The sequence below is a fragment of the Stenomitos rutilans genome (genome assembly GCF_059505485.1).
The window spans coordinates 1-21,073 of sequence record NZ_JCACKR010000149.1 but is presented as its reverse complement, the minus strand read 5'-3'; the positions used below and the strand labels follow the sequence as shown (position 1 = coordinate 21,073).

Annotated in this window: 13 protein-coding genes; 8 read left to right on the top strand and 5 right to left on the bottom strand. The window is 45.8% G+C overall.

Going from position 1 to position 21,073, the window contains the following annotated elements; translation table 11 throughout:
* Window positions 1-2,378, top strand: a 2,378-nt coding sequence (locus AC5JLP_RS30660; RefSeq protein ID WP_496071651.1) for an NACHT domain-containing protein, incomplete at its 5' end; no start/stop codon positions are given.
* Between the two features lie 268 nt (window positions 2,379-2,646).
* Here the strand turns inward: AC5JLP_RS30660 and AC5JLP_RS30655 are convergent.
* Window positions 2,647-4,134 (bottom strand): hypothetical protein, encoded by a 1,488-nt coding sequence (locus AC5JLP_RS30655; protein WP_496071650.1) that lies wholly within the window; start codon window positions 4,132-4,134, stop codon window positions 2,647-2,649.
* 123 nt (window positions 4,135-4,257) lie between these two features.
* On the opposite strand from AC5JLP_RS30655, the gene AC5JLP_RS30650 reads away from it, so the two are divergent.
* A complete protein-coding gene (locus tag AC5JLP_RS30650; RefSeq protein WP_496071649.1) occupies window positions 4,258-5,190 on the top strand; it encodes a caspase family protein in 933 nt (310 codons plus the stop codon).
* Between the two features lie 420 nt (window positions 5,191-5,610).
* Here AC5JLP_RS30650 and AC5JLP_RS30645 read toward each other — a convergent pair whose 3' ends face one another.
* Window positions 5,611-8,940 carry a tetratricopeptide repeat protein gene (locus tag AC5JLP_RS30645; protein WP_496071648.1) on the bottom strand — a complete coding sequence of 1,110 codons (3,330 nt, stop codon included), beginning with the start codon at window positions 8,938-8,940 and terminating at the stop codon, window positions 5,611-5,613.
* 455 nt (window positions 8,941-9,395) lie between these two features.
* Between AC5JLP_RS30645 and AC5JLP_RS30640 the strand changes: the two genes are divergently transcribed.
* From AC5JLP_RS30640 to AC5JLP_RS30630, 3 genes are read left to right on the top strand one after another with little or no spacing between them, the layout of a single operon-like run.
* Window positions 9,396-10,619, top strand: coding sequence for a hypothetical protein (locus AC5JLP_RS30640; RefSeq protein ID WP_496071647.1), 1,224 nt, complete (start codon window positions 9,396-9,398; stop codon window positions 10,617-10,619).
* Window positions 10,620-10,621: 2 nt separating this feature from the next.
* Window positions 10,622-12,046: an argonaute/piwi family protein gene (locus AC5JLP_RS30635; RefSeq protein ID WP_496071646.1), complete on the top strand. Its 1,425-nt coding sequence runs from the start codon at window positions 10,622-10,624 to the stop codon at window positions 12,044-12,046.
* 17 nt (window positions 12,047-12,063) lie between these two features.
* Window positions 12,064-14,208 (top strand): NACHT domain-containing protein, encoded by a 2,145-nt coding sequence (locus tag AC5JLP_RS30630; protein WP_496071645.1) that lies wholly within the window; start codon window positions 12,064-12,066, stop codon window positions 14,206-14,208.
* Between the two features lie 71 nt (window positions 14,209-14,279).
* Here the strand turns inward: AC5JLP_RS30630 and AC5JLP_RS30625 are convergent, their stop codons facing one another.
* Entirely contained in the window at window positions 14,280-17,282 is a 3,003-nt protein-coding gene (locus tag AC5JLP_RS30625; protein ID WP_496071644.1) for a HEAT repeat domain-containing protein, read from the bottom strand.
* A 67-nt stretch (window positions 17,283-17,349) separates the two neighbouring features.
* Window positions 17,350-18,939 carry an ATP-binding protein gene (locus AC5JLP_RS30620; protein ID WP_496071643.1) on the bottom strand — a complete coding sequence of 530 codons (1,590 nt, stop codon included), beginning with the start codon at window positions 18,937-18,939 and terminating at the stop codon, window positions 17,350-17,352.
* 163 nt (window positions 18,940-19,102) lie between these two features.
* Between AC5JLP_RS30620 and AC5JLP_RS30615 the strand changes: the two genes are divergently transcribed.
* The 3 genes from AC5JLP_RS30615 to AC5JLP_RS30605 are packed head-to-tail and all read left to right on the top strand — an operon-like array spanning window position 19,103 to window position 20,370.
* Window positions 19,103-19,711: a hypothetical protein gene (locus AC5JLP_RS30615; protein WP_496071642.1), complete on the top strand. Its 609-nt coding sequence runs from the start codon at window positions 19,103-19,105 to the stop codon at window positions 19,709-19,711.
* Window positions 19,712-19,713: 2 nt separating this feature from the next.
* A complete protein-coding gene (locus AC5JLP_RS30610; protein ID WP_496071641.1) occupies window positions 19,714-19,938 on the top strand; it encodes a hypothetical protein in 225 nt (74 codons plus the stop codon).
* Window positions 19,939-19,950: 12 nt separating this feature from the next.
* Window positions 19,951-20,370 (top strand): hypothetical protein, encoded by a 420-nt coding sequence (locus AC5JLP_RS30605; RefSeq protein ID WP_496071640.1) that lies wholly within the window; start codon window positions 19,951-19,953, stop codon window positions 20,368-20,370.
* An 85-nt stretch (window positions 20,371-20,455) separates the two neighbouring features.
* Here the strand turns inward: AC5JLP_RS30605 and AC5JLP_RS30600 are convergent, their stop codons facing one another.
* Window positions 20,456-21,034 (bottom strand): DUF6753 family protein, encoded by a 579-nt coding sequence (locus AC5JLP_RS30600; RefSeq protein ID WP_496071639.1) that lies wholly within the window; start codon window positions 21,032-21,034, stop codon window positions 20,456-20,458.
* Between the last annotated feature and the right edge of the window lie 39 nt (window positions 21,035-21,073).

Below are 21,073 nucleotides of genomic sequence, written 5' to 3'. Positions count from 1 at the left end.
ATCTGGTTTTTCATTCACCACTACAATGCATCCTTACCTCTTTAGCACTACCAAAAATCGTTGGACTGGATCAGATGTCAGAATACCTTCAAGCAGCCGTTCAACGTGTCTTAGCAGGAAACCGAGATGAAGGAGATTTACGGACAATCGCCGCTGCGATTCAGGCTCGGCAAGTTGTTTTAGTTCCTGGTAGTGGAGCAGTAGGAATTGGCGGGAACGTTGAGAATTCACCGATCGTTCCTGGTCACTCTAATGTCATTGGGGACAACAATCTTGTGATTTATGGAGCCGAGGCAGAAGAAATTCAAGCCCTACTGGCACAACGCTTGAGCCAGCAAGCAAGATCATTTGATGAACTAGTACTACAAGTACGAAGACGTTGCTGTGACAAGGTACTCAAGCTTTACAGCAAAATTCAGCTACTTAACCGCCAGCAGATCGATATTGGTCGCTTATATGTTGATGTTTATGTGCTTGAGAAATTGCCGAGTATCTCTCATGCCACCATTCCAGGATTGTTGAAAGGCAAGGATCTGCGAGAAAGTTTTGATCGCATGGGGTTAGGTAAGAGAGAGAAGCGATCGCCCGGATTAGAGGTAGCTACTGAACATTCCAGATTAATGGTGTTTGGGAAACCTGGTTCTGGCAAAAGTACGTTTTTGCGGCATTTGGCAGTTGCCTGTGCCAAAGGAGATTTTTCAGATGGCTTTATCCCTGTCCTGTTTGAACTGCGGTTTATCAAGGATGGCGATCAGTTCAACCTGTGGGAGTTTTTGAAGCGAGAGTTTCGACTGGCAAATCAAGCACAAGTTGAGCAAGTTCTGCAGCAAGCGCGAGTGTTGCTCTTGTTGGATGGCTTGGATGAAGTGCCTGCCCAATCTCTACAAACTGTACAAAATCACATCCTAGACTTCGCGCAGCAGTACTATGAGCATCACTTTATCCTGAGCTGCCGCACTCAAACTACAGAGTACATTTTACCTACATTTGAGCCCATTGAAGTAGCAGATTTTAACCCGGAGCAGGTGAAATCATTTGCCGAGAATTGGTTTAGTTTGCTGGCTGAAACTTGTGAAGAAGGAGAAGCACTAAAGCAACGATTCTTAAAAAGTTTATCTGAGAATCAGCCAATGGCAGAACTGGCAGTCACACCAATACTGCTGAGCCTGACCTGCTGGGTCTTCGGGGATTTGAAGAATTTACCGCTCAAGCGATCGAATTTATATGAGCAGGGAATTTGTTTATTACTGCGCCAGTGGGATGAACAGAGAGGGGTTAGGCGTGATGGGGCGAGTGAGATTTATCGCAATCTATCCTTGAAAGAGCGACAGCAGCTTTTGAGTTACGTGGCGGTTCGCAAGTTTGAACAAGCAGAAAACTTTGTGCTATTTGAAGAGTCAGAGATTTGCGGCTATGTTGCAGAGCATTTGCAGATTTCGGCTGAGGAGAGTCGGGCAGTGTTGGGGGCGATCGCACAGCAGCATGGCTTATTGATTGAGCAAGCGCAAGGGATTTGGTCATTTTCACACCTGACGTTTCAAGAATATTTGGTGTCAAAGTGGTTTTGTGGTCAAAATGCAATCGAAGAACTGACCAGTAAAATAATTTACACACATTGGCTTGAAGTTCTATCTTTATCAACTGAAATTATAGATAACCCAGAAAACTTGGTACAAGCCTTTAAACAAAGAATAGATGATATTTCGTGCAGTAAGGAATTCCAAGTTCTGCTGCACTGGTTAGATTGTCACACCAGCTACATAAAGAATTTTTATCATATTTCTGACCAGCTATCAGCAGTTCGCGCTTTCTATTTAGATTTGATTCTTGAGATTTATCGCAGCCCTATTAGTTTATTTGACTTTCAAACAAATGATTTCTACTTGGAACTTGAATTTTCTTTTGCCCTAGACAATACTATTAATTTTGAAGATGCACGAGGTGCTGCCTATTATTTAAGCAATGACATTATTGCTGAAATTGAATATATTATTGACATTCTAATCAATAAAAATCTTACACAAAATCTTACTTTATTTGAATCTCTAGAGCAGAGTAAAACCAGATTTCCGGAGTTAGAAAGCATAGAACTGCGAGAGAAATGGTGGCAGGATTACTTAATGGAAGATGAGTACTTTGCTAAAGTATTTCACTCAATAAGGTTGATGGCTATTGAAGGCTCCTACTTGAGCGATATATGGAAATTTGACGAGGAGCAAATTAATTTAATTAAACAATATTTTGATTTGAACATTTTTTTGGTGAACTGTTTAGACGAAAGTAATAGAATTACCATCGGAATGAAATCTAAAATAAAAGAGGAGGTGTTCTTACCGATCGCCGAAATCGAAAAGCGAAAAAAGCAAAGTTTAGATTAGCGATCGCTCGCCCCAATCGCTGTATCATCTGCGCTGCCACCAATGGCAACTGCGCGATTGCCTATCGCGAGCGTGACCTGCTGCGATCGCGCCGCTTCTGCCAATGTTTACAGCTCTTGATGGCTGAGACGTTTTCCCGCCTCAACGCGACTAAAAATGGTTTGCAGTACTTCAGGATTAACAGTCACAGCTTGTTGTTACCCTATGTAACGCAGGTACTAACCGTATTTCCCTAATCATCCAAAGGTTCAACGTAGCTAAAGGATTATCAGGTTTGCGCTTCGTCTGCTTTTGCCTCAGGTGATTCATCCGTTTTGCGCAACGCTTTCACAGCTGCACTGCGCGTTGCTTCTGCTCCAAAGCCCCATCCCAAGACGGCAATATAATCTGCCCAACTGCCAAAGGTTGGTTTGGTCAGATACAGTTGATTAAACCCAGTTCCTGCCAAAACTCCCATGAAGATTAGATAACTGAAAATATAGAACCAGCGCAGACGACCATCAGCATCGGGATAAAAATATGCGAAGAGGCGAGGCAATGCTCTTTTCCGGATTTCAGCTTGGGTAGAAGTCTCAATCCCAGTTGATGACGGAGGGGCAACCAAGTTTAGTCCTGTCGTACTATCGCCTTCAGCAGATTTTGCCCCTGCATAGGTTTGGCTAGCTTGAGCCACTTTCTTCACTTCTTCAAGGTTCTGCTCAATCTTGTCCATCAGGGCTTTCACCCCAGGCTCATCAGACATCGGTTGTGCCAGAAGCTGTTGATCCAGATCATCAATTTTTTCCTTCCACTCATAGAAGGCATTTCCCTCTAACTGAGCTGCCAATGTCTTGAGCTTTTCCAGCCTAGAATGAAGTTGAAGGAAGCGGTTCACCTGTTGCGACATCTCATCCAACTTCGATCGCAGCTCACTTGGATTAGCCAAGTTGGGCGCGTCTTGTACTGTCTCCTCTAAGGTACGAGAAATGGCTCGAATACAGATTGCTTGGGAGTTCTGCAAATCGCTCTCCCTTAGGCGATGCCTCAACGTATCACAGTAATTGAACTGGGACTGCCATCCTGTTTTCTGCTGTACCCACTTACTCCAAGTTGCTTGCGCTGCATTAACCGACGACTGTGCGGCTTCCAGTTGCTTTAGCTGTTGTAACAACAGAGCGTGTTCCATGCATTCGCAAGCACGTTCGGCAAAATACCTTGCAGATTTGCGGTCAGCCTCAACTTGTGCTCGCAAATTCCTAATACTCACTGTAATTTCATCTCGACGTTTCCCAGCCGTGCTGTAGGTTGAAACCGCAACACTGAGCAAAACGCCACCGACAAGCAAGAGTAGCGGGATCTGCCACGGGTCTTTCACCTTCACAATCACTGGAACAACCTGCTCATCGCCCTGATAGGTGACGAGTAGTTCACCCGTAAACTCCCCACTCGGAACGTTTTGCAAATCGAATTGAATCGGAATACTGACCAAATTGTTTGGACTACTTTGAGCAGATGGTTTTCCAGCCTGGATCAGAGTCGCTGGCAAGACTTTGCTACCATCTGCGGTGGGAAGGTCAAAGGGGACGATTTGAGAATTAGCGATCGCTTCACTAGCCCGCAGAGCGATCGTACGAGTCTCAACAGAACCCTTAGTCGCAGTGATGATGATAGAACCAGGAGTAACAGTTACCTTCGCCTGTGCAAGAGCTGAAGCTTGAGGCAGCAAACCCACCGCAGAAACAAGCAAGAATAAAAAACTGAGCTGACGACACTTCATAGAGATACCTAAAGCAACCTACCTGGAGGTGTAACGTTTTGTAATGACCTGAAGGCAGTTACCCATGTTCAGAAATATACCTGGATAGACGGATCGATCTTAGCCGACAGGAGAAAAAAGCTCATGAGTTTACTATTCACTCAAGGGCACGCTTGCATCATCGGCGTTGGAGCCGACCTACCAAACACGATTTACGATGCTCAGGGGATCGCAGACATTTTGCAAGACCCAGAGAGATGTGCTTACCCATCCGAGCAGGTGCAGTTGCTTACGGGACAGCAGGCAACCAGAAACGACATTCTATCGGCGTTAGACCAGCTTGCTACTCAAGCGACAGCCGACTCTACGGTTATTGTCTATTTCTCAGGACATGGCTACCAATTCAAAAGTCCGATCGGTAATTTCTACTACCTAATGCCCTATGGCTATGACAAAACTCAGCTTCCCACAACAGCAATTAGTGGAGCTGAATTTACAGCCCGGTTACAGGCAATTCCTGCTCAAAAGATTTTGGTACTGCTAGATTGCTGCCATGCTGGGGGCTTGAGCGACTTGGAAAACCTGGGTATAGAAGTTGCTAAATCACCCCTACCGCCAGAAGCACAAGCGCTATTTTCCCAAGGTCAGGGGCGAGTCATCATTGCCTCATCAAAAGAGGATGAAATCTCTTTTGATGGTAGGGATAGGTCTTACAGCGCCTTTACAGCAGCACTCGTTGAGGGGCTGTGTGGCAAAGGTGTTGCTAGGCAAGATGGTTATGTCCGAGTCAATGATTTGGCAATGTATACCCGTGAAGTCGTGTCAAGGCGAACACGGGATCAACAGCATCCAGTCATGAACAACCAGCAGTCAGACAATTTTGTTGTGGCTTATTACGCTGCTGGTGGACTGCAGCCTAAGGGATTACCCTTCGATGGCGAACCAGAAGTTGACTTTGGCCCGCTTGAGAGTCAGCCCACCCGAATTGTTCATGCCTCTGGAGAGAGAGCAGTGGCGATCGGCGGCAATGCCAATAAAGCCACAATTATTACAGGAGACAGCAACACAGTGCGATAATTCAATTTTGGAAATACCCTTTCTAGTAACAGAGGTAGAACAGAACCGTTAGTATTGGCAATAATTATCATCAAGAACCAGCCAATTCTGAGTTTCGTCTGGGAGCTGGATGGACTTTATAGGAGGAATTTCTTACACCCCCCTAATGTTAAATACAAATTCTTCAATAAAGGCTTTTGGCTAATGTCTTGAGAGTACCAGTTAAAGGGCGGAATGTGGATTGAATACACTAAAGAGTTCAAAAGCAGACTCTATATAATAGACTTGTCGGGTAATAACAAGAAAAATGGCTGAAAGTCACACTAGGCTTAGGTTACAGCAATTTTCGCCTAAAATGGCTGTAATGCTTACCGGGAAAGGCTTTCAAAGATTTTCCGTCTTATTTCCAGACAACTCTAATGTCTGTTTTCGGTGGGGTTTTCAGAAGTCTAAGTTTATAGAGTAACGACTTACCGTTTCTGGATCGGTTTGAAGCTTTGCATGGGCGGCAATAAAATCCATTAGAGACTGTACTGAATGCCAAAGGCTGCCACCGACATTATGTAAAGCACTTATGTTTCTTTCAGATTCCCATCCATCCGGTTCTCCTTTTCTTAGCAAATATTTGATTCTACTCAGGAAGTCTGCTACTGCATGTTTAGCTTGCCATTCACTGTTTTCTAGTGAGTCAGCAGCATGTTGCACGTTTGTTATCAATTCAGCTAACTGTACAGCTACAGGATCTTGTTCAAGTTCTCTACCTAGTGTTAGGGGAAACAAGGAAAGATCTAGAATTTCTATCGCTTGTAGGTATGAAGGATCTTGTTGTTTAAGAAAATCTCTAGCTGCTATTAAGTATGAACCATAATTTGTGTTAGCAACTATAAAATCTATCAGGGGCTGCAGTTTGTCACAAATATCTTGACCCAGACTATACAAAAATTCTAAGTTTCTTTGAAAATTGCTGAAACTATACCCCGAGCTTTTAGGATCTGAATTAACACTCCTAAAGAAAAAGATAACATTCTTGACAGCCATCTGTTTCGCATTATTATCTGTGCTGTGTATATTTCCAGAATTTTTGACTGCATAACCAAAGTCAGTTAACAATTCTACTAACTGAATAACGTCTGGATTTGTCCTAACTTCTCCATTAGATACTAAAGAAACTAACGGAAGGTTGATAATTTCTACAGCATCTAAATATGAAGAGCTTTGATCCCCACAAAAAGAGCCCTGATCCTCAAGATACAAAGAGTCTTGATTCTTAAGGAACTCTGCAATAACTATGAGATTGGAATCAAGCTTATTATGAGCAATGAGGCAATCAGTAACTGCCTGAAGTGCATCTTTAATATGTTCGCCAGCACTAGATAGAGCTGTTAGAAACTTTAATAATCTCCTAGGTGAACAGGAGGACCCTCTATTTATCCAATCAAGCTCTTGCAGCCAGTGCTCTGCTACGAACGGCACTTGCCAATTATCTTTGTCCTGAGCGTGTATAGATGATTTAACTGTATGTTGGAATTCAGTTATCAATCCAGCTAGCCGTTGGACATCTGCATTTGGTCTAATTTCATCGTCAGGAGATACGGGTATTAAGGGTAGACCAAGACTATCTAGGGCCTGTTTATATGATGGGTCTTGGCTTTCAAGGAACTCGATTGCTGAGAATAACTGATAACCACGTTTGTTATGGGAAATCAGAAAATTAACTACTGGATTCAATACACTAAGAACGCTTTGCCCTTCATCGCGTAAAACGATTAGTATTTTCTGAAAATCAAGTAGATCAGAGAACGGGAAATAGTTGCTAATTTGGTAATCTTTGCACAAGCTACTCAACAGATCTTCAAGCTTATGAAGAAAAGAGTTTATTGCTTCTCTTCTCCTCCACTGTACTTGCTGTTCCTCTCCGCTCAACCTAACATTTTGCTCTCCAATAGCACAAAAACGATCTATTAATTTTGACAGTTGTTGAGCCTCTGGATCAAGTTGAATTTCCGTAATTGAATTTACAGAGTGCAATCTACGATTGAGTAACTTCAATGCCTGAATATATGAGGATTGCTGACTTCCAATGATTTCAAGTATTGATATGATTCGTTGCCCAAGTTTATTGCGAATACTTGAGTAACTCAAAAGGGATTTCAGTGTACAATGCACATTCTGATAAGATAGGCGACCCGTAAGTATATTACTTCCCTCAAACAAAAGTGTTTCGACTGACTTTACCAATTGATCATCGCTTGGATTTTCTTCCATTAGTAATTGAATTAAATCCACTCCAGCTCTACAGATTTGAGAAATTTCACTGATAAATCCTGGTTGCTCTCCATAAAAAGTATACTCTTCAGTTAAATGTCGAAAACTACGAAGATACTCCGCTAAACTTAGAGCCTCGTCATCTTCATTTGCATCCGTTTTTATACTAGGTGAAGGGTTTGATCTCCCGAGAATTCGAAGGGCTGTTTCATAGTACTTCTTTACGTATGGTATGTATGGTCCTGGAGCCTTTTGGTAATCACCGTATATAGATTTACCATATCCCCTTCCACGGAACGTCGCTAGACGTAGCCCAGCTACATCGCAAAACGGATCTAAATCCAGTGCTTCTAAATAATCACCTATAGCAAGGTTTGCTTGTCCAGATATCTCATAGGCTTGTCCACGAGAAATGTATAATCGTGTCCATTGGTGTATATTTATGGCTTTTGTATAGTCATCTATCGCGGCACTATACTGACCACTTCTTAAGTAAGCATCTCCACGTTCTACCAACGCATAAAGATGATCTGGTGCTAAAGAGAGCACTTTTGAATGAGCATTTATAGCATCATCAAATCGCTCAAGATAAAATAGCGCGTCACCTAGGTTGTAATGAGCTTGTACAAATTTAAGCTCAAGTTCAATTGCTTGTTGAAAACTTGCAACTGCATCCTCGACTTTCCCTAGCTTGGTACCAAAAATAAATCCTCTATAAAAGTAAGCCAAGGTCATACTAGGAGACGATTGCGGCTTACTCTCCGCCTGTGCAATTGAACGTTCAAATGCTGCCAGAGCTTCTTGATAACGATGATCCCAGTAGAAAAGTTGACCAATAGTGAAGGTTGCTAAGAAAGCCATCTCTTCAGCTAGTCCACGGAACATGTAATCTTTAAAGGTCTGATTGGTTACATCAACCATCATTTCCTCTAGTTCCGGGTTGGAGCTTTCTAATTCTTTGTTTGTGACTATTGTGAAACGTGGGCTAAATCCTACCTGATCATACCAACCCCAAATAATAATTGCTGCATTGCAAAGCTCAGCTACCTTTCGTGCCTTCTCATCATCTCCGTCTTCGATAACTAGATTGCGTAATCTTGCCACTCTAAATGTAGAGCCCCCGATTACGGTCATTTCTTTCTCAATAGCCTTTCGAATACGCTCTTCGATTTTCCAACCAATTTGTCCATCCCCATCAAATTCAGCAATTAAAACTAAAATTTCGCTAGCATGAGCAGGGGCAACAGACAGAGGAGCAGTAGTGGGAGCTTTATTCTCGCCAGTGACGACGAGTTTTAGTGTACTCCCGTCACCAAGTCGTATATCACCAGTCCTGAAAACAGTATTGCTATCACCTGAGATAACCACGCTATTTTCTACACTATTACCTACTACAATGTGGCGATCACTCTCCGCACGAGGAAACGGCGAAATCTCTTCCTTCTTGCCATCCTGTTTGAAGGATTGCAGTTGATCTGGGTTATTGGGAGACTGGGACTGGCTCATCTTATACTCAGCAGCAATCGCGAGTTTGTCTAAAATGAAGTATTAAAAGTTTCTACATCAGATGACCTAATGGTTACGGAACTTGTAGCGGGTCTGTATATGATGCTTCACGCTCAACTCCTTTGTACTGAGAATGAACTAGCTAATTGATAACAAAGCGTTGATTAAGTTTGCCAAGGTTTTTACCAAGTACTCGGTAAAAACCGCTCAAAGCCTTTAATTGCGTGCAGATCTATCCTGTTGCAAGCAGTATAACTAGGTTGCAGAGTTTTTTGCTAGTACAGGAGTAAATCTTTGATGAGATCGCAGTTCCACAGTGCAAACTCACACTACCAGCGTCTACAATCTTCAAAATTTACCCTTTACCCGCTTTTAAGAGAGATTTCTACTAGAATAAAAACATTTGTATTACTATGTATCAACTCTGAAAACAGGCGATCGGAGATCCTTTAACGATGTCAGAAGGTTTAGACGCCGTTCTCAAACGCGTTGTGTCTGGCGGCTTGGATGAAGAAGACACCCGAGCATTGCTGCTAGCGGTACAACAGAAACAGGTTGCTCTAGCAACTGGAGAGAGGGCCGTTGCCTTCGGAGCAAATGCCTCTGATGTCGTTGTTATCACAGGAGACAACAATATTATCGTCGTCCTAAATGGCGAAAAAGCAGAGGAAATTGAGCGCGCTGTTCAGGGTAGAGGTAAGGCTCAGTACGTGCAGGATACGGTTTACAGCACGTTCTTTCCAGTCCTGCAGATGCCTCAATATGTTTATGGTGCACCATGCAAGTACAACGACTCAGAGGAACAGGAAGCTAAGAAAGTAATTATACCTACTGCTGGAGGTCCAGAAATCTATCCCTTTTTGATTCGGGATAGAATGGTGTTCTGTTTTCAGGATTTGACCTTCCACAACGGACCCTTTCGGGAACTGATTCGTGAAGGGAAAGTAGAGCGGTATGACGCGATCGACTGGTGGGATGAGCCAGACCGGATGCATTGGTATATGTCGCTGTTAAATCGGTCATTGAACAAACTGACTGGACGTAAAGGGTTGAAACTGGATAAGGAGCATCATCGATATTACTTTGCTCCTGAGACATTAGGGCAAGCCCGAAGAGTCAGTTACCGTCCCCTCAATCAATCAGTCAGTGAACGCAACGTTGTTTGGCAACCAATCGCTAAGAAAACTGGAACTCCCCGACCTTACTGGTTACACCTGGCAGTAGCACTTCAATTTCATCGAGTTGCCAGTGAGCAATGGTGTTTAAGTATTCGTCCTGAAATGCGCGTTACTAAGGACGGCTCGGAACCATTGGATTCTGAAAAAATAGGCAGCCGAGTGACACGCCAGAAGTCTAGGATGTACAACTATGGCTTGCTGACAGAGGTAAACTTTTGGCGGGATTACTTGAGTGGCAGTAAACCTAAAATCATTCTTCCATTTAGCAAAACTCAAAAAATCATCATTTCTACGTCAATGATGCAAAGCGAGGTCAACTGGCTTGGCATTCCAGAAGAATTCGCTAAACCTTTCAAAAATGTTGACTATGAAACTGATCCATTTGATGAGGATGAGCTGATTGAGCTTTTAGGTGACGATGAAGACTCCGGTGAGTGGGACGAGCAAAATGACGGCGATCGCAAAGATTTAAAAGCTGACGACGATTCAATTCTATTTTAGTTATGAGCTATCAACAATCCCTCACAACTCCTGCACTAAGCTGTCAGTATCTTGAAGAACCTTTGCTCTGCTTTGCAGATGGGCAACTGCATATTGACCCCAAGCAAGGCATTCTTCAATTTGGTCCTAAGTCTTACAAGCCCTCAAAGCGACATCCGTCCTCAGTTCGGGTTGGCTGCATTGGTTCAGCAGAAAGCATTGATATGGCGCGCCAATGGCTGATTAAGAATCAGCAGGGTGTTCTAGGGGACGAAAAACATCCTGATTTCCCGGGCTTCCAACGTGATCGTGGCTTCTTCTCAGAGTTGTTGTTCGATGATGACTGGATCGAGCAGTTCAATCGCACTGAGATTACTGACCTGCTGAATATTCGTTCTCCTCGTGATCGCTTTGAAGCAACCATTCAACTATTAGAAGCCAAGTTGGAGCTTTTGTGGCGGGAAGACCAGAAGCCGGAATACATCATGGTCGTATTGCCCGACACGATCGTTAACAAGTGCCGAGTCGCTGACTACTCTGACCCAAAATTAGGTGAAGTCCATCGGGATTTACGCCGAGCTTTCAAGGCAATGGCAATGAAATATCAGATCCCTACACAGTTCTTGCAGATGGAGACGATCGATGGACGGGACAAAGATCGCCCGTCCAAGATTGCCTGGAATTTCTTCACGGGTCTTTACTTTAAGGCAGGAGGCTTTCCGTGGGGACCTGTTGGACTCAAAACTGGTACGTGCTACATCGGCATTAGTTTTTATCGTCCGCTTGGCTCCAACAATTCAACCGTTCAAACCAGTTTGATTCAAGCATTTGATGAGAATGGAAATGGTTTAGTTTTAAGAGGGCATGATTTCACATGGGATGCTGACAAAGAAGGTACTGCATCTCCCCACCTTAGTGAAGAAAAAGCGGCTCAACTGATTGATTTAGCGTTAACAAGGTACCGCGAGGAACGAGGACAATTCCCTAAACGAGTAGTCGTGCATAAGACATCACGGTACTGGGCTGCTGAGAAACATGGCTTTGAAGCAGCTCTGAAAAAGTATGTTGATCAATACGATCTGCTTGCTCTGACGAAACAAAACACTGCCAGGCTGCTTGTTGCCAGCCAGTATCCACCACTTCGTGGGACTCGATTCACCATCGGAGATCTCGACTTCCTATACACGACAGGATTTGTGGCTGATCTAGAACAGTTTCACGGAACTCATGTTCCATCACCCATTCAGATTGCTGACCATGTTGGGTATGACACTCCTAGAGAAGCCTTGATGCGCGAAATTCTGATTCTTACCAAGATGAATTGGAACTCAGCCCGACTGGGAGGTCTCTTTCCAATCACAATCCGATTTTCTAGACTGGTAGGAGACATCATGCGGGAAATCCCACCCGACAGAGATCCCTTGACCAACTTCAAGTTCTACACGTAGCCAAGACTTAGCCTACTATGCCAGATCACCTTGAGGAAGTTATCAAACGTGTAGTAGCAGGAAGTTGTGACGAAGCGGACATACAGGCGATCGCCACAGCCCTTCAGTCTGGGCAACTTTCATTAGTAACGGGAAGTAGAGCAGCAGGAATTGCTGGGGATGCCGCTAATGCAATCGTCATTACGGGGGATAACAATCTCATTGTTCAAGGTCAGGTAGCCGAATCACTTCAAGCGATCTTAGAGCAATCCAATCGACAAAAGGCAGCAACTCTGTCTGTAGATGAACTGGTACAAGAGGTGCGATCGCGCCTGCATGATGACATTCAATGCTTGCATGGCACGATGCCGCTATGGGGTGTGGATCATTGGGTGCCATTGGGTGAGTTATTTGTTGATGTGAACATTTTGGAGGAGGTGAGTAGCAACCAGAGATCGGAGCTGCCTGACCTGTGGCGAGATTTCAACCAGAATCCCGGCTACCGCAGTTTAGATCGCATCGGCTTAGGCAAAGGGCGGCAGCGGGTATCGGGACTGGAGGTGCTGGACAAAAATACCAACTTGATGGTGGTAGGTAAACCAGGTTCTGGTAAGACGACCTATTTGCAGGGGCTGGTGACGGAGTGCAATGCAGGCAATCTACAGGCGTACCGAATTCCGGTGTTGAATCGACTGCGGGAGTTTGTCGATGATGGGCGCGAGGTGGATTACACTGTAGAGCGGTATCTGGAACGGTGCTGGCGGTTATCGACGGTAGAAACTCAGTTAGTGCTGGGTACGGGGCGATCGCTGGTGCTGCTGGATGGATTGGATGAGGTGACGGGGGTGAATGGGCAGGCAATCGCCAAGCAGATCAAACGGTTTGCACGGAACTATCCGCAGGTACAGGTGATTGTGACATGCCGGACGCAAAGCCAGGAGTCGCGGTTTGAGCGGTTTGATTATGTAGAGGTGGCGGATTTTAATGAGCCGCAGGTGATGGCATTTTCTGAGCATTGGTTTCAGACAGTTGGCGCAGATCTCACCGTAGGGCAAGCAAAGGCAACCGTGTTTTTGGATCAGCTTTTTCGGGAGGAGAATAAAGCGATTCGGGAATTAGCAACTACTCCAATTTTGCTGAGCTTGACCTGTGCAGTGTTTCAGCAGACGGGGAAGTTTTACTCGAAGCGTTCTAAACTCTACGAGGAAGGGTTGGAGCTTTTGTTGGAGCAGTGGGACAAGTCGCGAGAGATTGAGCGGGATGAGATTTATCGCGATTTGTCGGTGGAGCGTAAGCTGGAGCTATTGAGCCATCTAGCAGTGAAGAAGTTTGAGCAAGAGCAGTATGTGCTGTTTGAGCAGGCAGAGATTGAGGGATATATTGCGGAGTTTTTGAGGATTGGGTTGCGAGAGAGTCGATGGGTATTGAGGGCGATCGAGTCTCAGCATGGATTGTTGATTGAGCGAAGTCAGAAGATTTGGTCTTTCTCACATTTGACATTCCAAGAATATTTTGTGGTAAAACCATTCTTTGAAAGTGCTGACTGGCAAGAATTAGCTACATATGTTGCAGAGGAACAGTGGCGATCAGTATTTCTTCTTGGAATCGAAATGGCCGAGGCAGAAGCTACCAATTTGTTACATGAGATGAAGCGATCTATCGATAGCTTAGTCGCTGGAGATGAGGAAATACAAGATTTTTTAACCTGGATCACTGGGAAAGCGTTGTCCGTTGAAGTTCCTACTTGGTATGACCGTACTGCAATACGAGCAATTTACTTCGATATAGCTCGTGGCAAAGTTTACGCTGCTTACAGTACTCATGAAGGTGCGATGTTAAGGCAAATTTTCTCTTTAGCTTGGGTTATTGATCCCGAACTAGGTACAGATCTTGAATTAGCCATTGAGATTGGGCGATCTCGCCATCTCTACCGCCTTCATAATCTTGTCAAAGACATTGAAATTTCCTCTTGCCAAATTGAACAACATTGGCAGTTCAATAATCAGCAGGAAGAACTGCTTCAAAAATACTACACAGCAAACAAATTATTTATGGATTGCTTGAATAGCGATTGTAGAATTTACGATTCCATAGGGGAGAAAATTAAGAAAATGGTGTTGTTACCGATCGCCGAAATTGAAAAACGCCAATGTGGAAATTTGGAGAAGGGAAATTGCACTTGACGCAAGCAACGAGCGCTAATTATTACGGTTTTGCTGCGGTCGTGGAATTGATGGTTTCAAAATTCAACAGGTTATCGAGATGCGTGAAACACTTGGTAAAATGCCTGATAAGAAAGTGTTTCAGCACATTTCACCATGAGTTCAAAAGCTTTTTCTGTACGTAAATAGCGACGGAGCGATTGTACTATAAACTTAATTGTCCTCTCATTGTTAGTACCGATTTTACTTAAGCACTCGATTGTGCTCCTCCGAGTGTATTCATTCCGAGTAGTTTCCAACACCCGCACTAAAGCTTGAATGGTTATCTCATTACCAGTATCGATTTCACTCAAGCTATTGGCGGTTCTCCAACAGATATATGAACTTTGAGTAGTCTCAAGTAGCCGCATCAATTCATGAATAGCTCTCTCGTCATTTATGACCCCGACTTTGCCTAAGCTATTGGCGGTTTTCCAACAGATGTACTCGTTCTGAGTGGTTTCAAGCACCTGCATTAGCATACGAGTTGCTGTCTCATTTCCGATACCGATTTTGCCCAAGTTCTCAGTTGCAATCAAACGGGTGTCTTCATCCTGAGTAGTTTCCAGTATCTGTACCAGTGCTTGAATTGCTCTCTCATTCCCCGTACCAATTTCACCCAGCTTATCAATGACCCTCCATCGAGTGTCTTCATCCTGAGTAGTTTCCAGTATCTGTACCAGTGCTTGAATTGCTCTCTCATTATCAGGAGAGATTTTCCCTAAAATACTAGCTGTTATCCAACTAGTGTCTTCATCTTGAGTAGCTTCCAGTATCTGTATTAGTGCTTGAACTGCTCTCTCATTATCAGAATTGACTTTGCCCAAACTCTCGGCTGTTATCCAGTGAACATGTTGATCTTGAGTAGTTTTCAGTATCTGTACTAGTGCTTGAATTGCTCTCTCATTACCCATACCGATTTCGCCCAAACTCTTGGCTGTTATCCAATGAATATGTCGGTCTTGAATAGTTTCCAGTATCTGTACTAGTGCTTGAATTGCTCTCTCATTCCCCGCACCGATTTTGCTCAAGCTCTCGACTGCTCTGCGTCGGATATTTTTATCTTGATTAGTTTCCAGCACTTGCACTAGTATCCGAATCATCCGTTGAGGATCTACGCTGCCGAAGGTAGTTGCTGCCCAATGTATCCTGGCTTCCTCTCTAGGATAATCAAAAAGAAAAGTCCAGCCCTGTTTCAGCCAGTTAGAACTACCAATCATCCACTGAACTAGTTGATTAATGATCGCATCAGCATAGGAGCAATCCTTAAACTCGGCAATACCGGCTGCTGCCAGTAAAAAGGATTGATCGCTATAAAATCCTTTGCACTTATCCTTAAATGTCACTAATGCCTTCTTTAAAGCTTCCTTTTGTGAGCTCAGAGACCTATCTTCACGTCCCAACCATAAAAGAAATACTTCTTTCCAACGAGATTCAAATACCCGATAACTTGCATCAAAATGACTTGGATCTTTAGGTATGTGATTAAGAAAGAAATGCCAATCATCAATTGCTAAGGCTGCAAAGTATTCCTGAAATGTCGGATGGAAGAATGCGTACATTGCCTTCCTTCGATTTTCTATATCCACCCCTACTTGATTCATCCATCCCAACCGCAATGCTATTTGAAACATAGAATCAAGTTCATCCGGCTCACCCAAAAACTCACACACAAACTCTTGGCGTAACCGAAATCGAGTTGCTTCCTTATCAATTGCCTCCCGCGCCAACTCACCCAAAGCCGCATTCAACTGCCTTCGTTGCTCCACTGTCGTTGGAAACTGTTCCCGCTTCCACTCATAAAAATCCGCCACAAACTGCTCATACAGTCCCGCCTTCGTCTCCGGCAGCGTTCCCTCCCCCAAATACCAGTTGAAGCACAACAGTGTCAGCCGTAGTGGATTTTTCACTAAATCCCGAATCCGTTCCTTGCCCGGTGCCTTTAATACTGTACACAAGCGTTCCGCGTGCCCTTCCTGATCTTCTTGCAACGCTCCAAAACACTGCCCGATAAACTGCTCCACCTGCTGCGGGTAGGAAAACTCCAGCGTGCGATAAGTGTCAAACGTATCTAATAACGCATGGCGATCACCATCCCACAGATTCAACCGACAACTCAATACAATTCGCGCTTGCGAGAGCAATCCTCCTATCCTTACCTGTCGAGCAATCTCTGCCAATGGGTTACTGGACGATATCTGCATTTCATCCACCCCATCCAGCAGTAGCCATACCCTCCCCTGCTGACACTGAGTAACAAAAGCATCCTTAACTTGGTCAGAGGCTTCCGCTTGTCCTAGTCTCCGGACAGTAGCTTGCAGCCATTGCTCCAACAAATACGGTTCCAGTTCCTGCCCTCGTAAGTCTGCTAGCGGCACCCAAATGGCGATCGCTCCCTCTACATGCCCACTCACCCATTGGGCAATCTGCTGCAATACGGTTGTCTTTCCCGCTCCCGGTTCACCAATAATAGCAATGCGCTTTCCCCGACTATTAGGGCTTTGCCCGTGCTGCAATACCTGTTCGAGAAACTGCTCGTTTTCAAATCGTTGGGTAATCTCAATTTCTTCATACAGTAGTGAACCCTGCTCAGGAGACACATCTTCCCCTCGCCGAGTCTGACGCTTGCGTTCCACTAATCCTAGTGGAACATACACTTGCTCAGTTCGATAGCTAATCCCCTCACCAGCAGTCAATGGATTCGTCGTGAGCCGTAGTTGTTCGTCTAAAAACGAGCGGCTAACCTGCTGCCAATCAATTTCAAGAGTTGGGCGCAAAATTTCCTGAATTATTGCTCGGAGTGCCTCTGCACCTGCACCTTGGTAACGGCGATCGTCAATTTGCACTCCATCAGCTTGAAAAATGATGTTGAGAATGGTGTTGCCATTACCAGTGGCGATCGCAGCTCCATTTGCATCTCCAGTGATAGCCAGCGATCGCGTTCCTGCCGCTACTGTATTACCTGACATTTGCTGCAATACCTGTAAGTCAGCATCGGAATGAATATCAGTTTTAATTCGTTCAACAATGGCAATCAACTCTTCAGGGGTAAACATAGGTTAAAACAGATGCTAGGGGGCGATCGCAGTTGGCTCCAGCATACTTTAACCCTTTAGTAATCAGTTACGTTCCTTCAACATGAATACTTTCAAATAGCTCCTGATGGGGGCGGGCAAAGCGGCTGTTATCAGATCCACTCACAGGCTGAGCAAACGTGGCATTGTTGCGGATTTCCAGCATTTGATTTTCTTCACGGATCATAGCTGGCGTAAATTGCCAGCGTTGCTTGTGCAGGGCACGAAAGTTTGCCTTGAGCGGTTGTCCCACCTGTCCTGATTGCTTCAGTTTATAGTAAGTTTCTTCTGCCACTCGTCGCACAGCATTCGCAATCTCAGCGGGAGTACAGAGACGGTAATCAGTCAGTAGAATCCGCCACTGATCTTCACTCCAGGGAGACTGCCCGGTTCGTTGTGCCGCCTGAAACTCTGGGAAGTATTTGGCTAAGTGGAGATTGAATACCTCATAGCGTGCGCCATCGTGTGGCAAATCAACAAAGAAAATATCATCCACCCGTCGCTGCAACTCGACAGGCAGCATTCCCAGACGATTGACGGTTGCCATGACAAACACCGGACTTTGATGTTCCTGCATCCAGGTCAGCAGTTTCTGCGACAGGCGACGACTCACCCCACCATCCGCATCTGAGTTCCACCCGGCAAACCCTTTGTCGAAGTCATCAAAGTACAGTACGCAGGGTGCCATCGCTTCTGCGGTTGCCAGCAAAAAGCGAAGGTTTTGTTCCGACTCATAGGCTGTCGCGCCTCGCAAGGCACCCCAATCGGCTGCCAGTAATGGCACTCCCATCTTCTGAGCAGCCAACTTGGCAGCGAGACTTTTGCCTGTACCAGGCGGTCCCCAAAGAATCATGCCCTTGGGAAAGCGCAACCCATAGCGATCGGCGCTGGGGTCAAGCAAGGCACAAATCCTATCCAGTCGAGCATTCAACAACTCCATCCCTGCGGCGTTGGGGACATCAGGTTCCGAGATTAGTTCTAGTCCCCGTCCGCGTAGCTTGGCAAGCTTGTAGTCCAATACCCAATCTGCCAGTGCTGCAACTGATGGCACCAACGACAGCGCCTGCTTGAGTACCAGCACCAGTTCACCTTCTGATAACCCTTGACAAGCACGAACTAAGAGCCTCCCTGAATCTTTCCAAGCGGATGATTCGCAAACTTGCTCAACCAATTGCTGGAGACGATCGCGCCCTGGCAAGGGATAGGTCAGCACTGGAATCAACCCCTGCAAGGAAGGCGGTAGCGAAATCTGCTCTGCCAGCAACACCCAATAGCAGGGAACCGGATTCCAGGTGGCTTGGTAAAAAGCATTGGTAAGTTGATGGAACCGCTGCTCAGTGGGAGCGATCGCGCCTTCGAGTAGAAAAATGCCTGGTTGAGGCTGTTCTAGTAACCATTGCACGATGTCGGTTGCCGCTTGCCCTAGTTCGATGGACTGCAAGCGACACTGACCATTCTGATTAACTACTTGCATGAGGCGTGAGTAGCCTGGATTCCAGAAGTAGACAGACAATTGAAGCTCCATACTCCATTGGTGGAACTGGGTGATGATTTGTTGCTGGTCGGCTGGATAGCACTCCACACCGACAACTCTTAGCTCGTGCTCAACTAGTTTTGACCAGTCTGATAAATGTCTCATTGCTATCAAGGCAGTGCAACAGCATTGACTTTGATAAAGCTCGCATGAGTGTGAACTCCTCTGTCTGTCGGTAGAGCCATCCCACCCACCCGAACTAAAAGCCCGAATTACGCACCACTCTCGTGGTTGTGGGGTTGAACGTTTCATAGGAGAAACACAACTCATGGCAACACCCACTGCTAAAACTCGCACCAACGGAGCCACCAAAACCAGAACGACAGTCACGACCAAACCGACTGCCAAGCCCAGTAATCCTGCCCTTGCTAAACTCACCAGTTGGGTGCGATCGACCTATGGGGTCAACCTGCTTAAGCGTGAAGAAACACTGGCGGTCGCTGCCTACTACGGGCTACGTGAACGCCTGGGCATGAAGCTTCAGACCGAAATTTCACTCAAGTCTAATGGCAGCAAGCGGTTTGACTGGAGCAAATGGAATAGTCAGGTCTTCCCTGGTATCTTCGGACAACCCACCAAACTGAAAGTGTCCGTGGAGCACATGGCACTGGTGGCATCTGCCTTTGACCATGAAATCAGTGAAGACCCAGAGACTGGACTCGCCCAATTGGCTGAGTTCAACCGCAAGTCGCTGGAAGACCGCAAGCTGACCAAAGCGATTAAAGATGGCATTGGCGACTCCATGTCCAATGGCTTTGATGGCGATGAGTTTGAGGAGGATGAGTTTGACGACGATGAGCTGGACACTGAAGCCAGTGATGCCTTGGATGATGACGACGAGCATGAAGCAGACGATGACGATTTTGATGATGAGTAAGGATGCAATTGCCCAAGCGTAAAACCAGACTCGACACAGCCCTGTTCTCAGCAGGGCTTTCTTTTTTGCCGCCCACCCGCACCCGCTTTGGAGTCATGCCCACAGGCAAAGCGTGCGCCGCTTGGCGCGAAAGGAGTGAAGTGCCAGCAGCACCGATGGATGGCAAAGCATCTGTCGATGCGTCTGGCATGAGTTGTGCAAACTCAATTCACCCTTTGCAAATTTAAGGAGTTCAACTAATGGCTACTACTGCCCCTCGCAATACTCACCGCACTCACAAAGCGGTCAAACCGGGCAAATATACCAACGCACTGGAGCAGATTCTACCCGTCAAAGACCGGACACGCTTGATGCTGCTTAGTGTGCTGCGCAATCGTACCGGACTCAAACTTCAAGATCAATTCCGTGCCCAGAGCAAGGATTTTGACTGGGATGAATTCAAAGCGCAGTTTAATGCGGACTACAGCGAATGCAGTCCCAAGCAACTGATGCGACTGCTGAATGAAAAGTTTGGCTTTCACACAGTTGAGGAAGTCCGCACAGCCTACCTCGAACAGTCCAAAATTCGCCGCAGTCGTCAAGCACAGCAAGTGCTGGAAGACTACGACGTAGAGGAGAAGGAGACGGATTACGACGCAATGGATGAGTACGAGGATTAGTCTCAAACTTGCCACACCACTAGCGTATGGCGTTGCCCACTGCTTAACAGTGGGTTTTCTTAGCCCACCCACCCCTTAACCCGTTTCACGGCGATTGTTTGGATTTTATGGATTGTAACTGGCGATCGCCCACCGGACGCACCCACAGTACACAAGCGCCCTGGCTTGCCTTTTGTCCCTGTAGCTCCAATGTCACCCCAAGCTGTTTGGTCTGTTGCTCACAGGGCAGCGTCTTGCCCTGCACGTTGAGTAAATCTCGATTCCACTCCAGCAGATGCTTCGCAAACCTGCCGTCGGCACTCATCGCCCAGTGCAACGCATTCGCTGCCTCCAGCGTCAGTTGGCGTGGTTGACCGGGCGCATAAACTATCTGTGCCTGTTGTGCCTGACTCCAGGCGATACCAAGTGCCCCACCCACCCCAACTGCCACCAGCAAAAGAGTGCCAGCAATCACGGTGGAAGCAGCACTGAAGGTATGCACCAGCTTGTCGAAGGTCGTTTTGCGGATGAGGGACTGCACGGACTCCGCGATCGCTTTCTGCTGCGCTTTAACGGCAGTGCGTTCATACTGCTCTAGCCCTTGCTGATAGTTTTGAAGCTGCCCGTAAACCCGCTCTTCCCACTGGTCAAACAGAGTAGACAATTCCCCCGTGTGAAATGTCAATTACATAGACCGATTTCAAGCATCAATTTTCTCCTCCTT